This window comes from Pseudomonas sp. UBA5706 (assembly GCF_002419965.1).
Taxonomy (GTDB): domain Bacteria; phylum Pseudomonadota; class Gammaproteobacteria; order Pseudomonadales; family Pseudomonadaceae; genus Aquipseudomonas.
The window spans coordinates 86,187-106,151 of record NZ_DIHC01000042.1; the positions used below are offsets into that span (position 1 = coordinate 86,187).

Consider the following 19,965-nt stretch of genomic DNA (forward strand, 5'->3'; position numbering starts at 1 on the left):
ATCCTGGGTTCGAGCGCCCGATGCACAGCTTCCTGCCGGGACAGCTGGACAAACCGTCTTTAACGATCGGAACTACATTCCGAGGGGCGCCGTCAACGTTGTTGCATTTCCCGCTGGCAAAGATCTTTCTCCGGACAGTCAGCCTCCGAAGGTAATGAAGCTTACGATCGTCCGGCAGTCGCCGAGCATGAAAGATCGCGCGTGTTGGCCTTTTAAGCAGGGGAGCATCGAGTCCCGAAACTGCCGCGCCTCAGTCGGTCTCAACCATCGTGACTGATTCGTCGACCAACCACAGCAACCGCATCAAGTACATCAAACAAGACTCATACCTATGACCGACCTCAATCGTCTGCAAGGGGCTCCGGGGCGCGGTGTGGGGCTCGTTCAGCAAAAGCTTTCCGCAGTGCCGCGCTTTCACGAAAAGTGCGAAGCTGGAACCGCTAGCGAAGAGGACCAGGACGACCACCTGCGCGACAGCGACGCACTGAGCAGCCTTTTGGAACTGGACCATCGTGCTGATAGTGGTGTTAGCTTTTTGCTCCCTGGCAGACACTGATCAGTAGGCAATGACGTGGTGTGCAAACGTTACTCTGAGCCCGCTGCAATAGGCACTTAGCTAGCTTAAGGATCTAATATCTGGCGCTGCTGTAAGGTCTGATTGAGCCGTCAACTGAGTCAGTGAAGCAAACTCCGTAGCGGGTTTGTGAAGCCGCCGAAATGATTCAGAAGCGATACTCTGCAGTAAGACGTGCAGTCCTGCCATCTTTGACGCCCATCCAGGTCGTGGCCGTGCTGTAAGAGTAGATATCGCGGTCGAACAGGTTTTTAACACCCAGGTTCAGTGACCAGTCCTTCTGATGGTAGAAAACCGAGAGATCGGTTTGCGCATAACCACTGACGTCGTAGTAGGTACTGGTGCGGTAGCCGCTGACCATGTCACTCGCGGCGGTAACGCCAATCCCTGCGCCCAGGCCTTTCAGGCGACCTGTCTGCAATTCGTAGGATGTCCAGATATTGGCTGAGTTTTTCGGCTGTCCGGTCACCTTGTTCGCCTGGCCATTGACCTCAGAGGGATCGCTGAACTTCGAGTAGGTGTAGCTGGCAGTCAGGTTCCAGCCAGGAAGGATCTCGCCGTTCAGGTCCAGGTCGAAACCTTTACTGCGTCTGCCCTCGGAGCCAATGTATTGCCCGGTCTGGTCTGACAGCGGGACGTTGGTCTGCTCGATATCGAACAATGCGGTGGTGATGGTAAAGCGATCATCCAGCAGGCTGAACTTGAGGCCGACCTCCTTGGATTTGCTGCTGCTGGGCGCTAGGGCATTGCCGAATCTGTCGATGTTGTAGCTGCCGGAAAAACCATGCATGAGGTTGGCGTAGGCAGTGATTTCCGGGGTCAGGTCGTAAGCGATACCGTAGTTGGGCACCCATTTGGTCTGTCGGAACGATGATGAACCCGAACCTACGATGTTGTTCTGGTTCTCCCACACCGACTCTTTGCCGGCGAACAGCAAGTGCAGTTTTTCCAGAATCGTGATCTGGTCCTGAATGATCAGCCCGCGCTGGATGTTGCGGCTGTCGTAGCTTTTGTCCCTGGCCGTCGGGATGTGCGGGTAATCAAGGCTGCTTTTATCCAGGACGTTGCCATCGACATTGATAGCGCCATCGGCGAACTCGTACTGGGTGTTATTACTGTGCATGTAGTCGACGCCCAACAGCACCTCTTGCTTGACCGGGCCGGTATTGAAAGTGCCGCGCACGTCGTTCTGCGTGCTCCAGTAGCGAGTGGTGTCCACTGAGGAAAATTGGTGAGCGATCTGTTGGCCGTCGGGAAGGATCGCGTAGGGCTCGTTGATCTTGAAGCTCATTTTGGTATCGCCGTAGGTCGCCTTGCTGTTGAAGGTCCAGCCATCGACCAGGTCCTGGGAAAGCTCGTAGTAGCCTGTTTTCGATACCCCGGAAATATGATCGTCCTTGTCGCCCATGCGGTAAGTCGAGAGTTTGCGGATTTTCTGCAAAGTGGTGTCGTAGTAAGTTCCCGCCAGGCCTTGGGCGGTGCGGGTATCACTGAACTCGGCACCGACCTTGATACGCGTCGAGTCGCCTTTCCAGGCAATGACCGGCGCCACGAAATCGGCCCGCGAGCCGTTGTAGTCGGGGTAGGTTTCGCTGGAGCGAGTGCGGGCGACGTTGAGGCGATAGCTCCAGGCCTTGTCGTCGCTCAAGGCGCCGCCCAGATCGATGGCGGTCTTGTATTCACCACGATCAGTCACTTCGCCGCGAATCACGTGCAAGGGATCGGTCACCGGGGCCTTGCGGATGATGTTGATCGTGCCGCCAGGCGAAGAACTGCCTGACATCACCGCTGCCGGGCCCTTGATGACTTCCAGCCCTTCGACCCCATCAATGGGTGTGGACGGTATCACCAGGCCGTTGCGAGTCTCCGGCGTGGTCACGCCATCGGTGGATGTCTGCGTGACTTCATAGCCGCGAATGAAATACACCGAATTGCCACGGTTGCCCTTTTGATCGACCACGCCAGCGGCGTTGCGCAAGGCATCTTCGACGCTGGTGGCCTGGCGATCGGCGATGACTTTGTGGGTGATGCTTTTCACCGACTGCGGGGTTTCCTGCAGTGCAGTGCTGGTACGCAAGGCGCTGCTGGACTCGCTGGCGGTGTAGTCGTCATCCGCCGTGCTTTGGACGTCAATCGCCGGCAGGACTGCGGCATCCGTATCCACTGGGTTGCTCGCAACGGCAGCCGGCGCTTCGACCACCAGATGACCGTTGGCTGCGAGGCTTGAGCGCAGCGGGGTAGCCGCCAGCGCCGCAGCCAATGCCTGGGCAGCGCTGAGGTTGCCGCTGATGGCAGGCGAGCGATAAGCGCTGATGTCGGTCAGGCGCAATTCAATAGTCGCGCCGCTTTGCTGGCTGATACGGCTCAGCGTCTGCTGCAATGTATCGGCAGGCAGGTCATAGCGAGTTTGTTGGGTAATAGTTGCTGTTGCAGGCGCCGCGAGCACTTCAGGAATAAAGCTCACGCTGCTCAAGGCCAGAGAGATGCCAAGTGTCAGCGGTAACGGTCGAATCGTCCTGAAACCGGATAAGTTTTCCACGTGTAACTCCCCCCTTCGAATCACTAGAAAGTCGTCCTGCCGCGCCTTGCAGTTGTTTCTAATGTGCAATCAGAATCGAAAAGTGACAGTGGCGGGTCGATGTTTTTTTGCCCACGCGGATCAATGTTTTCAGGCGGTACCGCCGACTACTAAACCGTCGATTTTCAGCGTCGGCTGACCGACCCCGACCGGCACGCTTTGGCCCGCCTTGCCGCATATCGCCAGACCGCGATCCAGGGCCAGATCGTTGCCCACCATGCTGATCTGCCGCAGGGTCTGCGGACCGCTTCCCGTCAGCGTTGCGCCGCGGATAGGCGTGGTCAGGCGGCCGTCTTCGATCAACCACGCCAGGGCGCTCTGGAAGCTGAACTGGCCGCTGACGATGTCCACCTGACCACTGCCCAGATCGGCCAGATACACGCCATGTTTTACCGAGGCGATGATCTCCTCTGCGGCGTAGGGGCCGGGCTGCATGAAGGTATTGGTCATTCGGGGCATTGGCAGGTGGGCATAGGACTGTCGCCGTCCGTTGCCGGTGACCTTTTGCCCCATCAGGCGGGCGTTAATGTCGTCGTGCATGTAGCTGCGCAGAACACCGTTTTCGATCAGGGTGGTGCGCTGTCCTGGCTCACCTTCATCGTCGATATTTAGTGAGCCGCGGGCGCCGGGCACCGTCGCGTCATCGACAATCGTCACCCCGGGAGCCGCCACCGTCTTGTCCATCAGCGATGCATAGACCGAACTGCCAACGCGATTGAAGTCGCCTTCAAAACCGTGGCCCATTGCTTCATGCAGGAGCATGCCTAGCCAACCGTTGGCGAGCACCACGGGAAGCTGCCCGGAAGGCGCCTGGATGGCATCCAGATTAGTCAGCGCGCTATCGACCACACGACGGACCTCAGCATCAACCAATGACATCTCGATGTGCTCGAAACCGTTGCGTCCACCCATACCGCCGCTGGCTGTTTCACGACGGCCATTGTGTTCGACCACCACCCACAGATGCAGCATCAGCAGCGGGCGCACGTCGGCAGCCAGACGGCCGTCGTGACGCATCACCATCATCACTTCGTGGGTCAGTTCCAGCGTCGCCCCCGCACGGCTGACCCGTGGATCGAGCGCGCACGCCAGTTGCTCGATGCGTTCAAGCAGCGCCACTTTGGCGGCGGACGCCAATACGGGCAGCGGATCGTCGGTGCCGTAGCTTGAGTGCATCAATGCGCGTTGCTCGGGTATCGCCACTCGGGCGTTGCGGCCTTTGCCGGCGATGCTGCGCACCGACAACGCGGCTTTCTGCAATTGCTCGCGGGTGATCTGCTGCGAATAAGCGAAGGCACTCTGGTCCAGTTCGCTGGCGCGCAAGCCGAAGCCCTGATCGACACTGAAGGTGCCACCGGTCACCTGACTGTTTTCCAGTGACCAGCTTTCTCGGCGGCGGGATTGCAGGTACAGATCGGCGAAATCGACCTGATGCTCCATGACCTGATCCAGGGTATTGCGCAAATCATTAAGGTCTACACCATAGGGTGTCAGCAGTCGTTCACAGGCAATCGTCAGCCGCGTATCAGTCATCGAAGTTCTCCGCGAGCGCTCAGCGCCCACCTATCTGCATGTGTGCGATCAACACCGAACCGCTGCTGAAATGGCCTCGGGTGACAACGTCGTTGCCCACCGCAAGGATGTCGCCAAGCAGGCTGTTCAAGTTGCCGGCGATGGTGATACCGGTCACGGCATGGGCGATCACGCCGTTCTCGACCCAGAAGCCCTTGGCGCTGCGTGAGTAGTCGCCGTTGATCAGGTGCGTACCTTCGCCCGCCAGTTCGGTGACCAGCAGGCCGCGGTCCAGCTGCGCGAGCATGGCAGGCCAGTCATCGCTGTCGCGGGTGAGTTGGCTATGCAAGCTAAGGTTATAAGGCCCATTGGCGTTGCCAGTGGAAGGCAGATCCAGGCGCCGACCGCTGTAGGTCGACAGGAAGTACCCCTGCAACTGTCCGTGTTCGACCACCCTGCGGCGCTGGCCACTCAGCCCGTCATTGTCGAACGGCGCGCTGCCCAGGCCAGCCAGTTGGAAAGGGTCTTCGTGCAGGCTCAGGTGCTCGGCCATCACCGGGCTCCCCAAACGGTCGCGTAAATAGCTGCCGTGGCTGTACAGCGCACGACCGCTGGCGGCGTTGGCCAAGTCCATCAGCAGACTGATCGCCATGTCGGGATCGAACAGCACCCGATAGCGCCCTGTGCACAGCGGCTGTTCATCCAGATAGGCCAGCGCTTTACTCGCCGCTCGGGCGCCAATCTCCTCGGGCATTTGCAGGCGCTGGCTGTCTCGTTCGTGGCTGCGCCAATGGCTCAGATGGCGGTGCTGTCCGTCGCTGGCCAACGCATTGGCGCTCAATGCGTGGCTCGATTGCGCATAACCCTGGGCAAAACCGCGGCTGTTCGCGAGATAGCTGCGCGCCTCATACGCACTGACAAAAGCGCCGTCACTCTGCACCTGCGGGCCCTGGTCGCTGATACCTTGCTCGATGCGCGCGGCCAGTGCTTGAGCCTCCTCAGCCGAAACGGCCCATGGGTGATGCAATTGCAGGTCGAGCGGTGCCTGAGTCATCAGGCTCGCATCAGGCAACCCGGCGCAGGGATCTTGTGCCGTGTGCGTGGCAATATCGCAAGCGGCGCGAGCCATGTCGGCGAGGCTGGCGGGACTGAAGTCGTTCGAGTGTGTAGTGCCCTGACGCTGCCCGCGGTACACCGTCAGGCTGATACTGTTGTGGCCTTCGGCGCGGCGTGCACGCAAGCGGCCTTGACGCAGATGGAGGCTCAGACCCTGACCGCTGGACAGCAGCACCTGGGCATCACTGGCACCACTTTGGCGGGCGTAATCCAGCAGTTGTTCAGCCGCGGCCGCAAGCTGCGCCGGGGCCTGTTCGAGTGAGGTCGACATGTGAGCGTCCTGAGCCGTTACGCAGGCAGATAGAGGGGAGCGTTGGCCAGCAAGTTCGCCAGCACCGAGATATAACGTTGGCGGGCGGGCTTGCTGTTTTCGTCATAGTTCGCATGGAACGCCTGCTCCTTGGCCATGAACGCAGCATTCTCGGCCTGCCAGCGTTGCCGATGCGCATCGAGTTGCTCGCCACTGAAGCCTCCCAGCGCTTGCTCATGCGCCTCGAACCAGCGGTTGCGCACACCTGGCATGGCGCGCTCCTGGTCGCTCCAGCCGACTGCGCTCATCAACAGGTGGAAATTGCACCGGGCAGCGATGGCGAACAATTCGCTCCAGGCCAGGGCATCTTCAACGACTGGCAGGGGCGACAGATTGGCGAGCAATTGTGCAAGCATGCCAGGCAGTTCGCGGTAGGGATCCTGCTGCGGGTTGCATAACGCCAGTGAGGCGTTACGCAGTGTTGCCCACACTGAAGCCGCCACGGCCTGACCGGCGAGTGTCTGGTCGCACAAGCTGATCCACTGCAGGCGCAGGGCGTCCAGCTCAGGTTCAGCCAGCAGCGCTGTCCAGTCATGCAGCGGATCACTCAACCAGTAACGAAGCAGGCGCACGGGCACTTGGTACGTATCGGCGTCGACTCGCAAACCGTCGAACAGACTCGCCACCTGGTGCTCTTCGCAGGCATTGACGAAGTCCAGTGCGGGCGCCAGATGGATCGGCAGGCCGCTCAACCGTTCGAATACCCGCAGGCTTTCACTGTGTACCAACGCCGCACACAGAGTGCCTTGCCCGTCGACCCAAAACGGCGTCCTGGCGGCTTTCACATCGCCGTTTTCAGCCTGCTGCTTGAGCCGGGTGACAAGGAACTCACGCAGTTGCGCGTCACCGTAAAAGGCCCCCCAAGCTTGTGCTGAGCGCTCGGCGGCGGGATTGGCAGGCAGCGCCGCACCGCTGTCGCCCAGCCACTCGCGCAACCTGACCAGCGACTGAGACCCTGAAAGCCGAGCCAGTTCGTGACCGCCCTTGAGCAGAATCAAGGTTGGAATACCACGCACGGCAAAACGCTCACGCACGGCGGGAAAGACATCGACATCAATCTTCAGCACCGCCAGGTGTTCGCCGGCTTCTTCGGCCAGGCGTTCCAAAGTCGGCGTCATGGCCCGGCAGGGCGCACACCATGGCGCCCAGAGGTCTAGCAGGATCTGATCAGAGCCCGTCAAATACTCATTCAGCGAGTCTTCGGAAACAGTGATGACTGAGTGGGACATGGGTATCTCCAGAGGTGAATCAATGGTCGTCAGCGCGAGCCAGGTCGAGGTGATAAGGATGGAAGGCCTCAAGGGCCTTGCGGTGCGCAACGCTGACGATGGCGCTGTCGGGCAGCTGTTCTACCAGCGCTTGATAGAGCTTCGCTTCGGTGTCTGAGTCCAGCGCGCTGGTGGCCTCATCAAGGAAGATGAACTCGGGGCGATGCAGCAGCACGCGGCCGATGGCCAGCCGTTGCTGTTCGCCCCCCGACAGCACTTGCTGCCAGCGCTCGCTGCTCGACAAGGCATCGCGACGGCTGCCCAGGCAGCAGTCCTCGAGCACTTGCTGGCACTGGGCGTCGGTGAATAGCTCGGGGTCGGCGGGATAGCACAGCGCTGCTTTGAGGGTGCCTGCCGGGATATAGCTGCGCTGCGGCACAAACAGGCTGCGGTTGCGTTCGGGCAAGTTGATGTGGCCACTGCCGTAAGGCCATAGCCCGGCGCAGGCGCGCAGCAGGGTGCTCTTGCCAGAGCCAGAAGGGCCATGCACCAACCAGCGTTCACCGGCGCTGACCTGCCATGCTTTCAGGTAGGTCAGTGGCTGATGATGCGGTGTATGCAAGGTCAAGGCGCTGCAGCGCAGCAGTGCGCATGGCGCAGTACTGAGGCTGATCCCTGGCACTTGCTTATCAGCCTTGTCGATCGACCAGAGCAGGTCGCGCAAGCGGTTGGTCCAGGCCATCCACTGAGTGAAGTTCTGGTACGCCTGCTGGAAGAACGACAGGCTCCCGACCAGCATGCCGTAAGCACCGATCAGGCGCACCATGTCGCCGTAGCTGATCTTGCCGCTTAATAACAACGGCAGTGCGAGCAAGGTTGGCAGCAGGCTAAAGACATGCGAGAACAGGCTCTGTCCGAGCATCGCCTTAAAGGTGCGCACCAGTATCTGCAGGGTATTGGCGCGTACTCGGCCAAACCGTTCCTGCAGGCGTTCAGCCTCGTGTCGGCCACCTTGATAAAACGCAATCTGCTCGGCATTTTCGCGCACTTGCATACCGGCGAATCGGAAATCGGCCTCCGCCGTTTGCTTATGGTTATTCAGCCCGATCAACTGTTTGCCCAGCCAATGGGTGACTGCCAGCTGGGCAAAGGAATAGCCGTAGGCGGCGAACACCATGTAGCCGGGGATGGCCACGTCGACGCCCTGTACGCTGAACGCCAGGGCGCCCGACAGCGACCAGAGTACGGCGGTGTAGGACACCGTGCTCACTACAACGCTGACAATGTTGATGAACAAGCGCAGGGTGCTGTCGACGAACTCGCGGGTGTCTTCAGCGATACGCTGGTCGGCGTTGCTCAGCAGCCCGTCGCGCTCCAGCTGGTAGTAGGCCAGGTGCGCGGTCCAGCGCTGGATCAGGCGATGGGTCAGCCAGGTCCGCCAGCGCAGTTGCAGGTAGTCCTGGAGAATGGTCGAGGTGATGGGCAACAGCACCGTGATCAGGCCGTAACCGAACGTCAGCGCCAGCAATGGTTTAAGGGTTGACCAGTCCAGTTTGATCAGTGCGTCGGTGACTTTGCCGTGTACATCATTGAGGGCGATGTAGGCGTAAATGGTGGTGAAGCTGATGGTCAACACGACGGCCAGCATCGCCAGTGCTTTCCAGCGATCGGCGCTGCGCCAGTAAGGCAGTATCAACCCGGCAATGCTTGGGCGCTTTGCAGGGGAAGGGGTCTTGTCGCTCACCGACGGTTATCCGCTTTAGATGATTTGCCCTATTTGTGCAATCAGCCGGGGAAAGTGACAGTGCTGTAGAAGATTATTTTCCGTCGGGATGGGCAACGCTGCGACATTGCGCCAAGCCCTTGGCCACATACTGACGGACCATGCTGGCGGAGACGCCCAGGCGTTGGCCGATTTCGGCATACGTCAGGCCCTCGAGCTGGCTGAGGTAGAAGGCCTGTCGAGCCCTGTCGGAGAGCCCCTGAAGGGCGGCCTCAACCGCATCCAGTTCGCCGAGCAGCAGTTGCCTTCGCTCCGGTGAATCGGCCTGGCGATCAGGGCGTTGTGCCAGATGGTAAAGGTGCGAGCGTTCCTGGTCACGGCGGCGACGGACTTCATAAACCACGCGGCTGGCGATGGTCATCAGCATCGCCCGGGGTTCACGCACCTCGTCAAGATGAGGCAAGGCGGCGAGTTGGGTGAAGGTTTCACTGGCAACGTCTTCGGCGTTTTCGCCGCAGCCCAAGCGATAACGCAGCTTGTGCGTCAACCATTGGTAGTCGCTGCGAAACACATCATCAAGCAGTTCTGACGTGTCCATTACTTGTTCAGCCATGCCTGCCATACCCGCGCTCAGGTGAAGTTTCCAAGGCGTCAATGCAAGAGCGAGGCCAGAGCCGGTATCGTCTGCGATAAGCGCCGAACAGCCTGCACATCAGGCCGCGGCGCACAGTAACAAGCGAAATCATATTGTAGAAATATCATTTGGTTAGGCCGATATAACAGCCTGAACGTCACACCGAAGAAGCTGTGCCTGCGGCTTCTAGCTGAGCCACCAGCATGGCTCGCAGTCGCGCATTGATGGACGTGAATGCACTGTCTGCGTTCTGGAAGAAATGTTGCTCCTTGGCGATGTAGTCGAGGTCCTTGGGCAGTTGCGCCCATTCCTCTTGAGCAACACGCAGGGTGGCGTCGTTGAACTTGCCGCCGGGCTCCTGTTTCTCGCGCTCGGTGAACCACTGGAACAGTTCGACTTCCTTGGCGAAATCGGCTGCCTTCCAGCCGAAGGCGAACTGCGCGACCATGAACTTGCTATGCACCCCGGCACCCACCGTGAGGTTGAGCCAGGTGCTGAACTCGCTCGACGATGGGGGCGGGCAGAGGCTCTGGAATATTTCCAGCAGACTGTTCTGGACTGTACGCAGCGCCACGCCCGGTTGGGTCAGGGCCTTGGCCCGGGCAGCAAGAGGTTGCCAGTCAACCGCGCGCGGCTCCGACAGCCATTGCTCGCAGGCGTACAACCAGTCCAGGCGAAGCTGATCGACCTCGGGGTCATCGATCAACTCTGGCCAGCGGTTGGCCGGGTCGAGAAACCAGCCGTGCAGCACGCGCAACGCAACATGCTCGGTGTCGAGCCCCGGGCGCAATGCGGCGGCGATCTGATCGACCTCTGCCAGCGTTCGCACCGCCGCCCATTCCAGCATCAGCCCCAACGAATACGGCAGGCCGGTGATACGCTCGAAAACCTGCGGGTCGGCGCTATGCACCAATGCCGCACTGGTAGTGCCTTTGCCAGCCCGCCAGTAGGGGCGACGGGACACTTCAAGATGACCGGCCCTGGCGTGCCAGCGCAGACGATTGAGCAGAAACTCGGCCAGTTGCGGATCGCCATGGAAGGCGTTCAAGGGCGTTTTCAACTCAGGGAAAGGGGGGGCTGCATCGGTCATGGGCACTCCGTTTCGGATGACCGGATCATCGTGTCAGGTGGTCGGTGGCGACGGCGCAAAGGCCGCAGGCGGGGAGGATAGCACGGGAGTTTAAAGCTGACACAGGTGGCCATCAGCACCACGAAATTGCCTGAAAAATGGCCGGGCGATGGCGTTATCGCCGTGCCCTTCGTGGGCGATGACACCTGCTCAAGGCGGCGTCACCGCTTGGGTTACAAAGTCGATTTTGGACAGGCCGCCACCTTGCGCCGCGGTCAGCAAGTGGGCGACGCGGTCGTAGCGCACCTCCTTGTCGGCGTACACCCGTAAGGTCGGCGCCGGCAGCAATTGAGCACTTTCGGCCACCCTTTGCTGAAGCTGCTGGTCGTCCAGAGGTTCCTTGTTCCAGAGGATGCTGCCATCGGCGGTGATTGAGATGTCCACCACAACGTCTTCTTGCACCGTGCTCTGAGTGTCGCCGCGTGGCAGATCGACTTTCACGGCATGGGTGATAACCGGCAGAGTGATGATGAAAATGATCAATAACACCAACATCACATCGATCAACGGGGTCATATTTATATCGGTAACGAGGTCGTCGTCATTGTCAAAAGCAGAACCGGACATACTCATGACTTGACCGCGCCTCCCATGGCCGTGCGAGTCAACGGCTGGCTGTTTTCCGCAGCCTTGTGCAGTGACGTCTCACTGATGTCGACGCGGGCACCGGTGAGGAAGAACGCGTGCAGGTCATGGGCGAAACGGTTGAGTTGATGGATCACCGCCTTGTTGCGCCGGGCTAGCGCGTTATAGCCGAGCACTGCCGGGATAGCGACGAACAAGCCGAAGGCCGTCATGATCAGCGACTCGCCGACGGGCCCGGCAACTTGTGCCAGCGACGCGTCGCCGCTGATACCAATCACCTTCAGCGCGTGGTAGATGCCCCACACCGTCCCGAACAAACCAACAAAGGGCGCGGTGCTGCCGATGGACGCAAGAATCGCCAGCCCCGATTGCATGCGGGCGACACGATCATCCAGCACGTCCTTGAGGCAGCGGGTCAGCCAGTCGCTGAGATCAAACTGGGTGTGCAACTCCGAACTACGCTGAAAGCGGTGCGAGTCGGCAGCGTGACCGGCGATGGACAACTCCACGAAAGGGTTGTCCTGTTGGGAGCCGAGGGCCTCGACACCCTCCTGAAAGCTGCTGGCATGCCAGAAACGGCTCCTCGCGCGCTGAGTCATGTTGCGCAAACGCAGTAACTGAAAGGTCTTGACCACAATCACGCTCCAGGACAGCAACGACATGATCAGCAAGATCACGGCGATGCTGCGCGACACGCCATCGGCCTGGGCCCAGGCGTAACTCATACCTAATTCCTGCATCTTCGATTACCTCTGAAACAGTGAGTGCTAGCGGGTTAGACGGAAACTGACCGGTTGCAGCGCGCGCACAGCCACGGCATGGCCATTTTCGATGTAAGGCGCACAGGACGCGCCCAGCACAGCCTGCCGCGCCGCCGCATCGAGATCGGCATTGCCGGCGCTACGGGCAATCTCGGCTTGATCGATCTTGCCCTGAGCATTAACCACCAGCCGGATCAACGTCTCGCCTTCGACTTTCAGGCGCTTGGCCTTGCGCGGGTACTCGGGGGCCGGAACCCGGCAACCAATACTGCTGAGGTCCTTCGGCGCGGCTGCGGGCAATTGCAAAGTTTTTCCCGGACTCTCGGCGGGCGGGGCAGTGATCGGCGCAGCAGGGGCATCCGAGGCCGCGGGCGGCGGAGCCGGAGGTTGCATCGGCGCCGGCGTGTGAGGCGGGGCCGGCGCACGCGGTGGCTTGGCTGGCCTGGGAGGTTTCGGCACAGCCGGTTTTGTCGGTGTCGGCGGCGGGGCAGTTACTGTGCGCTCGGCGGCTTCACTGGTCATGACCGCCGGTGCTGGCGGCGCAGGCTCCACTGGCAAAGCCTCAGTCACAGGCGCCGGTTTCACAGCGGGAGCCGCAATCATCGTCACCCGCACACTGGCTGGTGCCGCAGGAGCACTGACTAGATCAAGTCGCTTGCTCGGGCTGCTCGTGAGCAAGGCCAATATGAGCAGTCCATGAACGGCCAGTACCGCCAGACTGCCCACTAACCAGAGTCGGAGGTGGTGAGGCTTGGGCTTGGCACGGTGCGTTTGTGCAACCCAGGGCGATGGCGCTGAATGATTGCCCAAACGAACTTTCAGGCTGGTCATGTTGGATTCTCATACAGGGGCTGGCCGACGAGGGTCGTTTATAGAGCTATGTGCAACGAGCGGCGAAAAGTGACAGTGGATACTGTGATTTTTTCTGGGGTGAGATGCGATCATCCATGCATTGGCTCAGCTTGTAGACGACGCTGGAAATGATGGCATTTACTGGGAGCCACCCCACGCTGATACTTAATTTCAAGTGAATACTGCCGGTCTTTCCGAGTGGGATATCAAGAAAGGGTCTACCTGGCTTGTGTTCTTGACCCTAACCGTGGATGGGGTAGCGATAGACCAGGACAGCGACTGACGAAAAGTTCGAGGGAAAAGTGCGTACGGCACGCCGTTGGGGTTATACCGACGCCGATGCGTATCGAGGCATGCGCCCAGGTTCGAAGCTGGTTCTGATTTTGAATGCCTCGGTTCCCTCAACAGATTAAGCGTATTCAGCCGCCCACAAATTGACATGATTTACCACCCATCAGGAGGTGCGGCTTGAACGACCTAACCATTCGAAACGCGTTGATCGCTGACGCGATTGTGCTATGCGACGCTGAGCGCGAAACCGCTCGGACACCTGGGCTGCTGATATCCCGCCCGAGTGAATTCAGCTGTAAATCCTTTGAGGAAAAAATCGACGTATTAGGTCGTGAGGGTTTTTACGTGGTGGCCGAGCGAGGTGGCTTGGTGGTCGGTCATGCTCTGCTGGAGCCGTATAGGCTTGAGGCACTGGCCCACGTATATAGTCTGACTATCGTTGTGCATCCCAATAACCTCGGGCGAGGTGTGGGTGACGCACTGATGACCGCGCTTCTGAAATGGGCCCAAGCCCGGCCCGGCCTGCTTAAGATCGAGCTACGCGTGCGTGAAACCAATTTACGGGCCCGGCGCCTGTACGCAAAATTTGGCTTTATTGAGGAAGGACGCTTGGCAAAGCGAATCCTGCTGCCCGACGGCACTTTCATTGCCGATATCACTATGGCCTGGTTTGCAATTAATTAAAGTGTTCCGAGCAATGTGTGTTAACCGGAAGCTTGCTGATGAGCCTGCCGGGTTACATGATCAGGCTACTGGGATGGATAAGGTCGATGAGGGCAGGCGTGACGCCAGACGCGTGAAGTCGCCGTCGCTGGACTCCAGGCAAAATCCGCCGAAGCGATGCGTGTACAGCGAGTCCATCGCGTCGATGATCAATGAGCTGTCGGTGGCATTCTTGCCCTTGGTATAGGCGAATTGCTGGATAGGCTGGATAGAGTGATCGAGGAGGATTTTTTTCCAGCCACCGAGCTGTGGGCCAGTCCAGTCGCCGTAAATCCGCTTGACGCTGGCGACGCCATACTTGGCGATCTCTTCGAACAAGCCTTCCACGATCGCGGCAGGGGCGTTATCGGCATCGATCAATACGGCAAGGTGCTTTTGCGCGTTGCTGGGGATGTGAAGGGCCAGAGCTTGTCCTTGGTGAAAACATCACCCTGACCTGCAAAGTTTCCGCTCACACCGGCGTTAGGGCTTCATTCGTCCCTTGGCTTTACGACCGGCGGCGTCCCGGGCAGTATTCAGCGCTTTGGAATGTTTCAGGAGAACCTTGTGACCACCTCCCAGATCAGCATCGACCGTTATGCGCCGGGTGACGAAAAAGGCATTGTGCAATTGATCGTTCCCATTCAGCGCGAGGAGTTCGGGATTGCCATCGCCGCTGAGGATCAACCCGACCTGATGCAGGTCCAGTCGTTCTACCAGACTGGCCACGGCGATTTCTGGCTGGCGCGCAAGGACGGCGCTGTGATTGGAACGATTGGCTTGAAGGATATCGGCGGTGGCGACGCTGCGCTGCGCAAGATGTTCGTGGCCGCCGCCTGGCGAGGCCGCGAATTTGGCGTAGCCAGGCAATTGCTTGAGTGCTTGATCGAGGCTGCGAGAACCCGTGGGGTGCGCAGGATTTATCTGGGGACCACGGCGAAGTTTCTCGCTGCACACCGTTTCTATGAAAAGCATGGCTTTGAGCTGATCGATCAACGGGATCTGCCTGAAAGCTTTCCGTTGATGGTGGTCGACACTCGTTTCTATGCGTTGACGCTGTGAAATTCCGGATGCTCGGTCGCGGTGAATCCCCCTTGCCTCCGGCGGTCTGTAGCTTGGGCGCTTTTTAACTATCTGGTCAGGTGCCCCTGGAGGCGATCATGCTCAGCTATCTGTTTATTGGTGCGAACGATATCGACGCGTCAGCGCGTTTCTATGACGCGATCCTTTTGCCCTTGGGCTACGAGAAAGAGAAATCCGATCATCAGCACAACTATGCATTAAAAGGCCTCCCGGATAACTCCAACGGTCCGGGCGCAGTTCACGTCGGCAAGCCGTTCAATGGGCAGCCCGCTTCGGTCGGTAACGGGATGATGCCGGGATTTCGCGCAGACTCCCGAAGTCAGGTGGACCCGGTGCACGCGGCGGGCATCGCCAACGGCGGGGCAGATGAGGGCAGTCCTGGAACCCGAGCGGCGTACACACCGGGGTTTTATGTTGCCTATCTGCGAGATCCCGTTGGCAATAAAGTCGCTGTTTTCTTCGATGATTGAGCGCTGACGAGAGGGGAGACAGTGATGCAACGTGACGAATTTCTGAAACTTCTCGAAAAAGAGGGCTTTGGCACGACCGTCGTTGTCGAGCGCCAGGCATTCGGAACGCTCGACGCCCATGCCCACCCGTTCGAGGCTAAAGCGCTGGTGCTCAGCGGTGGCCTTACCATCCGTACCGCGGCGGGCGAACAAACCTTTAACGAGGGCGACACGTTCCACCTACAGCGAGATGAACCGCATTCCGAGGTATTCGATAAACAGGGCGTGCGCTATCTGGTGGGTCGTAAATAACCGGTGGGCGTTCGCTGTCGGCGCGACGCCCGCCTGCTGAGTCATTTCATCAACGGTTGTGCAGCATGATGGAAAAGTTGAGCGCCGCGGCGATGCTGAGCCATATCAGGTACGGGAACAGGATCAGCCCGGTGACCAGGTCCAGTTGCAAGGCCATGACCACCATGGTCGCCACTACGAGCCAGAGCAGCGTGAGGATCACCATGCCGGTGATGACTTGGTGTGCTCCGAAGAATACCGGTGTCCACAACGTATTGAGCGCGATTTGAGCGGCCCACAGCGCCAGGACAGTTTGACTGCCTGGCAGCAGGCTCAAGCGATAACCGGCCCAGGCGAGCAGCAGATAGATCGTTGTCCAGGCAACCGGAAACACCCAGTTGGGCGGGGTGAAGCCAGGTTTTTTAAGGGCGTCGTACCAGCTGCCGGGTTTGAAAATGACGCCGGTACTGGCTGCTGCACAGCAGGCAATCAGGAAAATATAGAAGGTCATCTGGGGTCCTTGGCTAAAGCAGTCCGGATTCAGGGAAGGCCGGTTTGGCCGTCTGAGGGTTGGACGCTCATCGCGCAGAAAAGTCCCGGCAGCAATCGTCAATGTTGCTCAGCAATCAATGCTTAGTCGCAGCAGTAGCGCGTCTAACAGGCCCATCTCCCCCGGGGTGAGGGTCCGACACTGTGCCCCCAGTCCGCTAGCTCGGGTGCATCTGTCGTGGTGGCCTTGATGATAACCTCACGTGTATCACTGGCAACATCAGGGTACTCAGGCCGCTGAGCCTGGCTGATAAAGCTCATCACGACGCCTGAGCCCGCTGCATGCACCATCTTCACAGCGCGCTCCTCACTGCCCCGCAAACGCCCCGCACGAGTAACAGCCTTGATGCGTGTCTTCAACGTCTCAAGCCCCTCGGTCGCTGCCAGGGATTCGCGGCCAACCTATGACAAGCCTTCGTTACGATAATCATATGCGTCCCGTTTCCGTTGATATCAATAAAGCGTTATCACTGTTATCGGAAGGCAAGTAGTTTATTTTCATGACGCCACTCAGCCTGTTGGCGCGGCGGGAAGATTTGGGGGCGGGTGAGTGCGACCGGCGGGCGCCAGCGATAGGTCGGTTGACGCCGTTGTCACGTACCGGTTTCGCCCAGCGACGCATACCACTGCGCATAAGGCGTGCGGGAGACCTTGTGCTGGTTGAGATCGGGCGCGCCGTCATCCCACCAGACCGGCCCGCGTTCGCCTAGCGCAACCTTGGCGGTATTGACGTCTTTCCTCGCCGCTTTCAGTTGCGTCGCGTCGCCAGAGGCTTTCGCTGCCTTCACTGCGCGGCGCGCAGCCATGAGCGCGTTCACCCATTGCTGGCGCTGGTCCTTATCAAGCGTGGGATTGGAGCAGCGCCACAGTTGTTCCTTGACCACGAAATAGCGGCCATCGGGCGTAGTGGGGTTCATGTCATAGGGTTCCTTAGCCGGTTGTTCAGCGTGTTTCAGTGGGACAGCGTCCTGGCACGAGAGGTGCGCATTAACCGTTTACTGAACTGTGAAGCTACTGCGCGGCCTTATCCTTACATCCAGCACCGGAGCGACCCCCATGAACAACGACCAATACAATCAGTACGATGCGCAACGGCTCCATGAGGAAGTTGCACGAGAGCTGGGGATCAGCGTCGATGAGCTGACCACCTGGATGATCAACGACATCGAGCGGGTGACCGAGGGTGGAAAAGAAGTAGGCCACATGGTGGTGTTTCGCGAATCGACTCCACCGGAGATCCTTGACAAGCTGCAGCACCGGCAAAGCCAGTTCACCGCGATGACGGGCGTCATCAAGCTGGGCTGAGCCGGTCCTCAACGCCGTGGCGCCGCTGAGTGCGCCTACGGTTTAGGCATTACGCCGCAGGTTCGACGGTCGGTCGCTTGCCTCTCGGCAATTTGGCCATCATGGTCAACACATGCTCTTCGACCTGTTCAAGCGTCCATGGCTTATCCAGACACATGACGTTGCTCTCCACCAGCCCTTCATAATGGTCAACGAGCACGAAAGGCAGGGTGGGGTAGGCGCGCGATAGCGTGGTCGTGAGATCAACGCCGTTCATCACCCCCGGGAGCGTCGCGCAGGCGATTACTACACCGATTGAAGTTTGCGGATGCTGGACATATTCCATGGCTTTGTCAGCGTCGTGAAACGCCTCCACTTGCAGCCCCAGGCTGCGCACGGCAGTCATCATTCGTTGCAGCATTAGCGCTTCGAACACGATCACTGCCGTGCCTGGAGCCTCGGGCGTATCCATTGACCGTGTCATATCGCTGCCTGCCCTTGCGCGTGTGGGGTTGAGCATGGCACGTGTTTGGTAAAACCGTTTTTTTAATTTCCGATAGCTCAGAAGCTCCGGCCGTGGCAGTTGCGACGCGTCGAGGTGACGCCTGTACCCTGACCGCATTGCGACGGGGCGGGCCAAGGCCGCCCATATCGAGCTGAACTGCACCACAGCTTCGCTGCCCAATGTGATGCCCAATGGAGGACATTTATCATGAGCAAAGAGAAAGAAGCCCCACCACAAACCCCAGCAAAAGAGGACGTTCCGGCTCACTCCACTGAGGAGGAGAAGGAACGTCTCAAGGATTTCAACAAGGACGGCATTCCGCCAGGGTCAAGCTGATCAACTCAGCGATAGCGTTCCAGCCAATGAGCGTAAGGCGCAGGCAGTGTCCACGATGCGTTGTCCACGCCCAGCTCCTTGGCCGCAAAATAGGCCCAGTGCGGATCGGCCAGGTGGGCACGCCCCACCGACACCAGGTCCAGCTGGCCGGCCTCGAGTGCAGCGTGCGCGAGTTGAGGCGTGCCGAAACCCCAGGCGGACGTCACGGGCAGACCGGCTTCGCGGCGTACGCGTTCGGCGACAGGACCCATGAAGGCCGGGCCCCAGGGAATGTTGGTCTCAGGAATGGTGAAACCGACGCTGACGCTCAGCAGGTCCAGGCCGCCCTGCTTGAAGCGACGGGCCAGTTCGATCGACTCGCTCAATGTTTGCTCGTCCCGACCGTCATATTCAATGACACCGAATCGCGCGGTCAGCGGCAGGTTCTCCGGCCATACCTCGCGGACGGCCGCCAGGGTCTCGAGCAGGAAGCGGCTGCGGTTTTCGAAGCTTCCACCGTATTGATCGGTGCGTTTGTTGGAGTGCTCGGAGAAGAAGCTTTGGCCCAGATACCCGTGAGCAAAATGCAGTTCGATCCACTCGAAACCCGCTTCGCGCGCCCGGCGCGCAGCGTTTACGAAGTCCTGACGCACGCGAGCGATGTCGGCCAGCGTCATTTCCTCGGGCACCTTCGGCAGATTGGCGCCGAACGCGATGGGGGAGGGAGCAATGGTTTTCCAGCTGCGAGGGTCATCTTCGGCCATGTGGTCATCGCCTTCCCACGGACGATTGGCGCTGGCCTTGCGACCTGCGTGGGCGATCTGAATGCCGGGCACGGCACCAGCGGCCTTAATGGCTTTTACCGCCGGAACGAACGCTTGGGCATGCGCGTCGCTCCAGATACCGGCGCAACCGGGAGTGATGCGGCCTTGCGGCGAAACGGCGGTGGCTTCAACCACCACCAGACCGGCGCCGCCGCGCGCCATGCTGGCCAGGTGCACGTGGTGCCAGTCGTTGATAATGCCGTCGTCAGCCATGTACTGACACATCGGAGGAATGGCGATGCGGTTGCGCAGGGTAACGTCCTTCAGGGAAAACGGCTCGAACAATGCAGACATGAGTAAACTCCGGATAATGATGTTTCGCTTGTTCGATAGTATTCGAAATATAGCGTTCGTTGGAACCCCCGGCTATCATGTGCCGATGCGTGCCTTCAAACACCCTATTCCCCGCGACTTTGCCCTCGAGCGGCTGCTTTATGCGCTGAGCGACCCGGTGCGCCTTGAAATCGTGCGCTGCCTGGCGGGCGTGGACGAAGCGTCATGCGGAGAACTCGATGGCGGCCGGCCCAAGTCCACCATGTCTCACCACTTCCGGGTATTGCGCGATGCAGGGCTGGTTCATACCCGTAATGTTGGCACCACGCACATGAACTCGTTGCGCACCGAGGAGTTGGACCAGCGCTTCCCAGGTCTGCTGCGCAGCATTCTTGCGCAAGCCTGAGCATCACCCTG

22 protein-coding genes and 1 pseudogene are annotated in these 19,965 nt (G+C 59.6%); 8 read left to right on the forward strand and 15 right to left on the reverse strand.

The annotated features are described in order from the left end of the window. Window positions 1-331 precede the first annotated feature (331 nt). Window positions 332-556: a hypothetical protein gene (locus tag B3I26_RS20525; RefSeq protein ID WP_296260331.1), complete on the forward strand. Its 225-nt coding sequence runs from the start codon at window positions 332-334 to the stop codon at window positions 554-556. A gap of 166 nt (window positions 557-722) precedes the next feature. Here B3I26_RS20525 and B3I26_RS20530 read toward each other — a convergent pair whose 3' ends face one another. The 10 genes from B3I26_RS20530 to B3I26_RS20575 all read right to left on the reverse strand — a co-directional run bounded on the left by B3I26_RS20530 (window position 723) and on the right by B3I26_RS20575 (window position 12,436). Next, a complete protein-coding gene (locus B3I26_RS20530) occupies window positions 723-3,113 on the reverse strand; it encodes a TonB-dependent siderophore receptor (RefSeq protein WP_296260334.1) in 2,391 nt (796 codons plus the stop codon). Between the two features lie 129 nt (window positions 3,114-3,242). Beyond that, window positions 3,243-4,685 carry a metalloprotease TldD gene (gene tldD, locus B3I26_RS20535; protein WP_296260335.1) on the reverse strand — a complete coding sequence of 481 codons (1,443 nt, stop codon included), beginning with the start codon at window positions 4,683-4,685 and terminating at the stop codon, window positions 3,243-3,245. Between the two features lie 19 nt (window positions 4,686-4,704). Next, complete coding sequence (locus B3I26_RS20540; protein ID WP_296260336.1) at window positions 4,705-6,051, reverse strand: TldD/PmbA family protein; 1,347 nt, start codon at window positions 6,049-6,051, stop codon at window positions 4,705-4,707. A 17-nt stretch (window positions 6,052-6,068) separates the two neighbouring features. Beyond that, the gene (locus B3I26_RS20545; protein WP_296260337.1) at window positions 6,069-7,319 is read right to left on the reverse strand and encodes a thioredoxin family protein; all 1,251 of its coding nucleotides are present in this window, start codon (window positions 7,317-7,319) and stop codon (window positions 6,069-6,071) included. 19 nt (window positions 7,320-7,338) lie between these two features. Then, on the reverse strand, window positions 7,339-9,042 hold the full coding sequence (locus B3I26_RS20550; RefSeq protein WP_296260338.1) for an ABC transporter ATP-binding protein/permease: 1,704 nt from the start codon (window positions 9,040-9,042) through the stop codon (window positions 7,339-7,341). 73 nt (window positions 9,043-9,115) lie between these two features. Further along, complete coding sequence (locus tag B3I26_RS20555) at window positions 9,116-9,634, reverse strand: sigma-70 family RNA polymerase sigma factor (protein WP_296260339.1); 519 nt, start codon at window positions 9,632-9,634, stop codon at window positions 9,116-9,118. A 178-nt stretch (window positions 9,635-9,812) separates the two neighbouring features. Next, window positions 9,813-10,745 carry a hypothetical protein gene (locus B3I26_RS20560; RefSeq protein ID WP_296260340.1) on the reverse strand — a complete coding sequence of 311 codons (933 nt, stop codon included), beginning with the start codon at window positions 10,743-10,745 and terminating at the stop codon, window positions 9,813-9,815. A gap of 189 nt (window positions 10,746-10,934) precedes the next feature. Continuing rightward, complete coding sequence (locus B3I26_RS20565) at window positions 10,935-11,300, reverse strand: ExbD/TolR family protein (protein WP_409522079.1); 366 nt, start codon at window positions 11,298-11,300, stop codon at window positions 10,935-10,937. 53 nt (window positions 11,301-11,353) lie between these two features. Further along, complete coding sequence (locus B3I26_RS20570) at window positions 11,354-12,094, reverse strand: MotA/TolQ/ExbB proton channel family protein (RefSeq protein WP_296260344.1); 741 nt, start codon at window positions 12,092-12,094, stop codon at window positions 11,354-11,356. A gap of 42 nt (window positions 12,095-12,136) precedes the next feature. Next, window positions 12,137-12,436: an energy transducer TonB gene (locus B3I26_RS20575; protein ID WP_296260346.1), complete on the reverse strand. Its 300-nt coding sequence runs from the start codon at window positions 12,434-12,436 to the stop codon at window positions 12,137-12,139. A gap of 1,014 nt (window positions 12,437-13,450) precedes the next feature. Here B3I26_RS20575 and B3I26_RS20580 point away from each other — a divergent pair. Further along, a complete protein-coding gene (locus tag B3I26_RS20580) occupies window positions 13,451-13,957 on the forward strand; it encodes a GNAT family N-acetyltransferase (protein ID WP_296260347.1) in 507 nt (168 codons plus the stop codon). A gap of 72 nt (window positions 13,958-14,029) precedes the next feature. On the opposite strand, the pseudogene B3I26_RS20585 reads toward B3I26_RS20580, so the two are convergent. Beyond that, window positions 14,030-14,401, reverse strand: a pseudogene (locus B3I26_RS20585) (NYN domain-containing protein); the annotation flags it as partial. A gap of 141 nt (window positions 14,402-14,542) precedes the next feature. Between B3I26_RS20585 and B3I26_RS20590 the strand changes: the two are divergent. From B3I26_RS20590 to B3I26_RS20600, 3 genes are all read left to right on the forward strand, one after another. Beyond that, window positions 14,543-15,037 (forward strand): GNAT family N-acetyltransferase, encoded by a 495-nt coding sequence (locus B3I26_RS20590; RefSeq protein WP_296260349.1) that lies wholly within the window; start codon window positions 14,543-14,545, stop codon window positions 15,035-15,037. A gap of 98 nt (window positions 15,038-15,135) precedes the next feature. Beyond that, window positions 15,136-15,528, forward strand: a complete 393-nt coding sequence (locus B3I26_RS20595; protein WP_296260351.1) for a VOC family protein — start codon at window positions 15,136-15,138, stop codon at window positions 15,526-15,528. Window positions 15,529-15,552: 24 nt separating this feature from the next. Continuing rightward, window positions 15,553-15,819: a cupin domain-containing protein gene (locus B3I26_RS20600; RefSeq protein WP_296260353.1), complete on the forward strand. Its 267-nt coding sequence runs from the start codon at window positions 15,553-15,555 to the stop codon at window positions 15,817-15,819. A 49-nt stretch (window positions 15,820-15,868) separates the two neighbouring features. Here B3I26_RS20600 and tspO read toward each other — a convergent pair whose 3' ends face one another. After that, a complete protein-coding gene (tspO, locus tag B3I26_RS20605; RefSeq protein ID WP_296260354.1) occupies window positions 15,869-16,309 on the reverse strand; it encodes a tryptophan-rich sensory protein TspO in 441 nt (146 codons plus the stop codon). A 631-nt stretch (window positions 16,310-16,940) separates the two neighbouring features. Then, on the reverse strand, window positions 16,941-17,264 hold the full coding sequence (locus B3I26_RS20610) for a hypothetical protein (protein ID WP_296260355.1): 324 nt from the start codon (window positions 17,262-17,264) through the stop codon (window positions 16,941-16,943). Between the two features lie 139 nt (window positions 17,265-17,403). Between B3I26_RS20610 and B3I26_RS20615 the strand changes: the two genes are divergently transcribed. Beyond that, window positions 17,404-17,652: a hypothetical protein gene (locus B3I26_RS20615; RefSeq protein WP_296260357.1), complete on the forward strand. Its 249-nt coding sequence runs from the start codon at window positions 17,404-17,406 to the stop codon at window positions 17,650-17,652. A gap of 49 nt (window positions 17,653-17,701) precedes the next feature. Here B3I26_RS20615 and B3I26_RS20620 read toward each other — a convergent pair whose 3' ends face one another. After that, window positions 17,702-18,115 (reverse strand): hypothetical protein, encoded by a 414-nt coding sequence (locus tag B3I26_RS20620; protein ID WP_296260358.1) that lies wholly within the window; start codon window positions 18,113-18,115, stop codon window positions 17,702-17,704. Between the two features lie 228 nt (window positions 18,116-18,343). Here B3I26_RS20620 and B3I26_RS20625 point away from each other — a divergent pair, with 228 nt between their 5' ends. Beyond that, window positions 18,344-18,472 (forward strand): hypothetical protein, encoded by a 129-nt coding sequence (locus B3I26_RS20625; RefSeq protein WP_296260359.1) that lies wholly within the window; start codon window positions 18,344-18,346, stop codon window positions 18,470-18,472. Between the two features lie 5 nt (window positions 18,473-18,477). Here B3I26_RS20625 and B3I26_RS20630 read toward each other — a convergent pair whose 3' ends face one another. Then, the gene (locus tag B3I26_RS20630) at window positions 18,478-19,569 is read right to left on the reverse strand and encodes an NADH:flavin oxidoreductase/NADH oxidase (RefSeq protein WP_296260361.1); all 1,092 of its coding nucleotides are present in this window, start codon (window positions 19,567-19,569) and stop codon (window positions 18,478-18,480) included. An 85-nt stretch (window positions 19,570-19,654) separates the two neighbouring features. Here B3I26_RS20630 and B3I26_RS20635 point away from each other — a divergent pair, with 85 nt between their 5' ends. Beyond that, on the forward strand, window positions 19,655-19,954 hold the full coding sequence (locus tag B3I26_RS20635; protein ID WP_296260406.1) for an ArsR/SmtB family transcription factor: 300 nt from the start codon (window positions 19,655-19,657) through the stop codon (window positions 19,952-19,954). Window positions 19,955-19,965 lie beyond the last annotated feature (11 nt).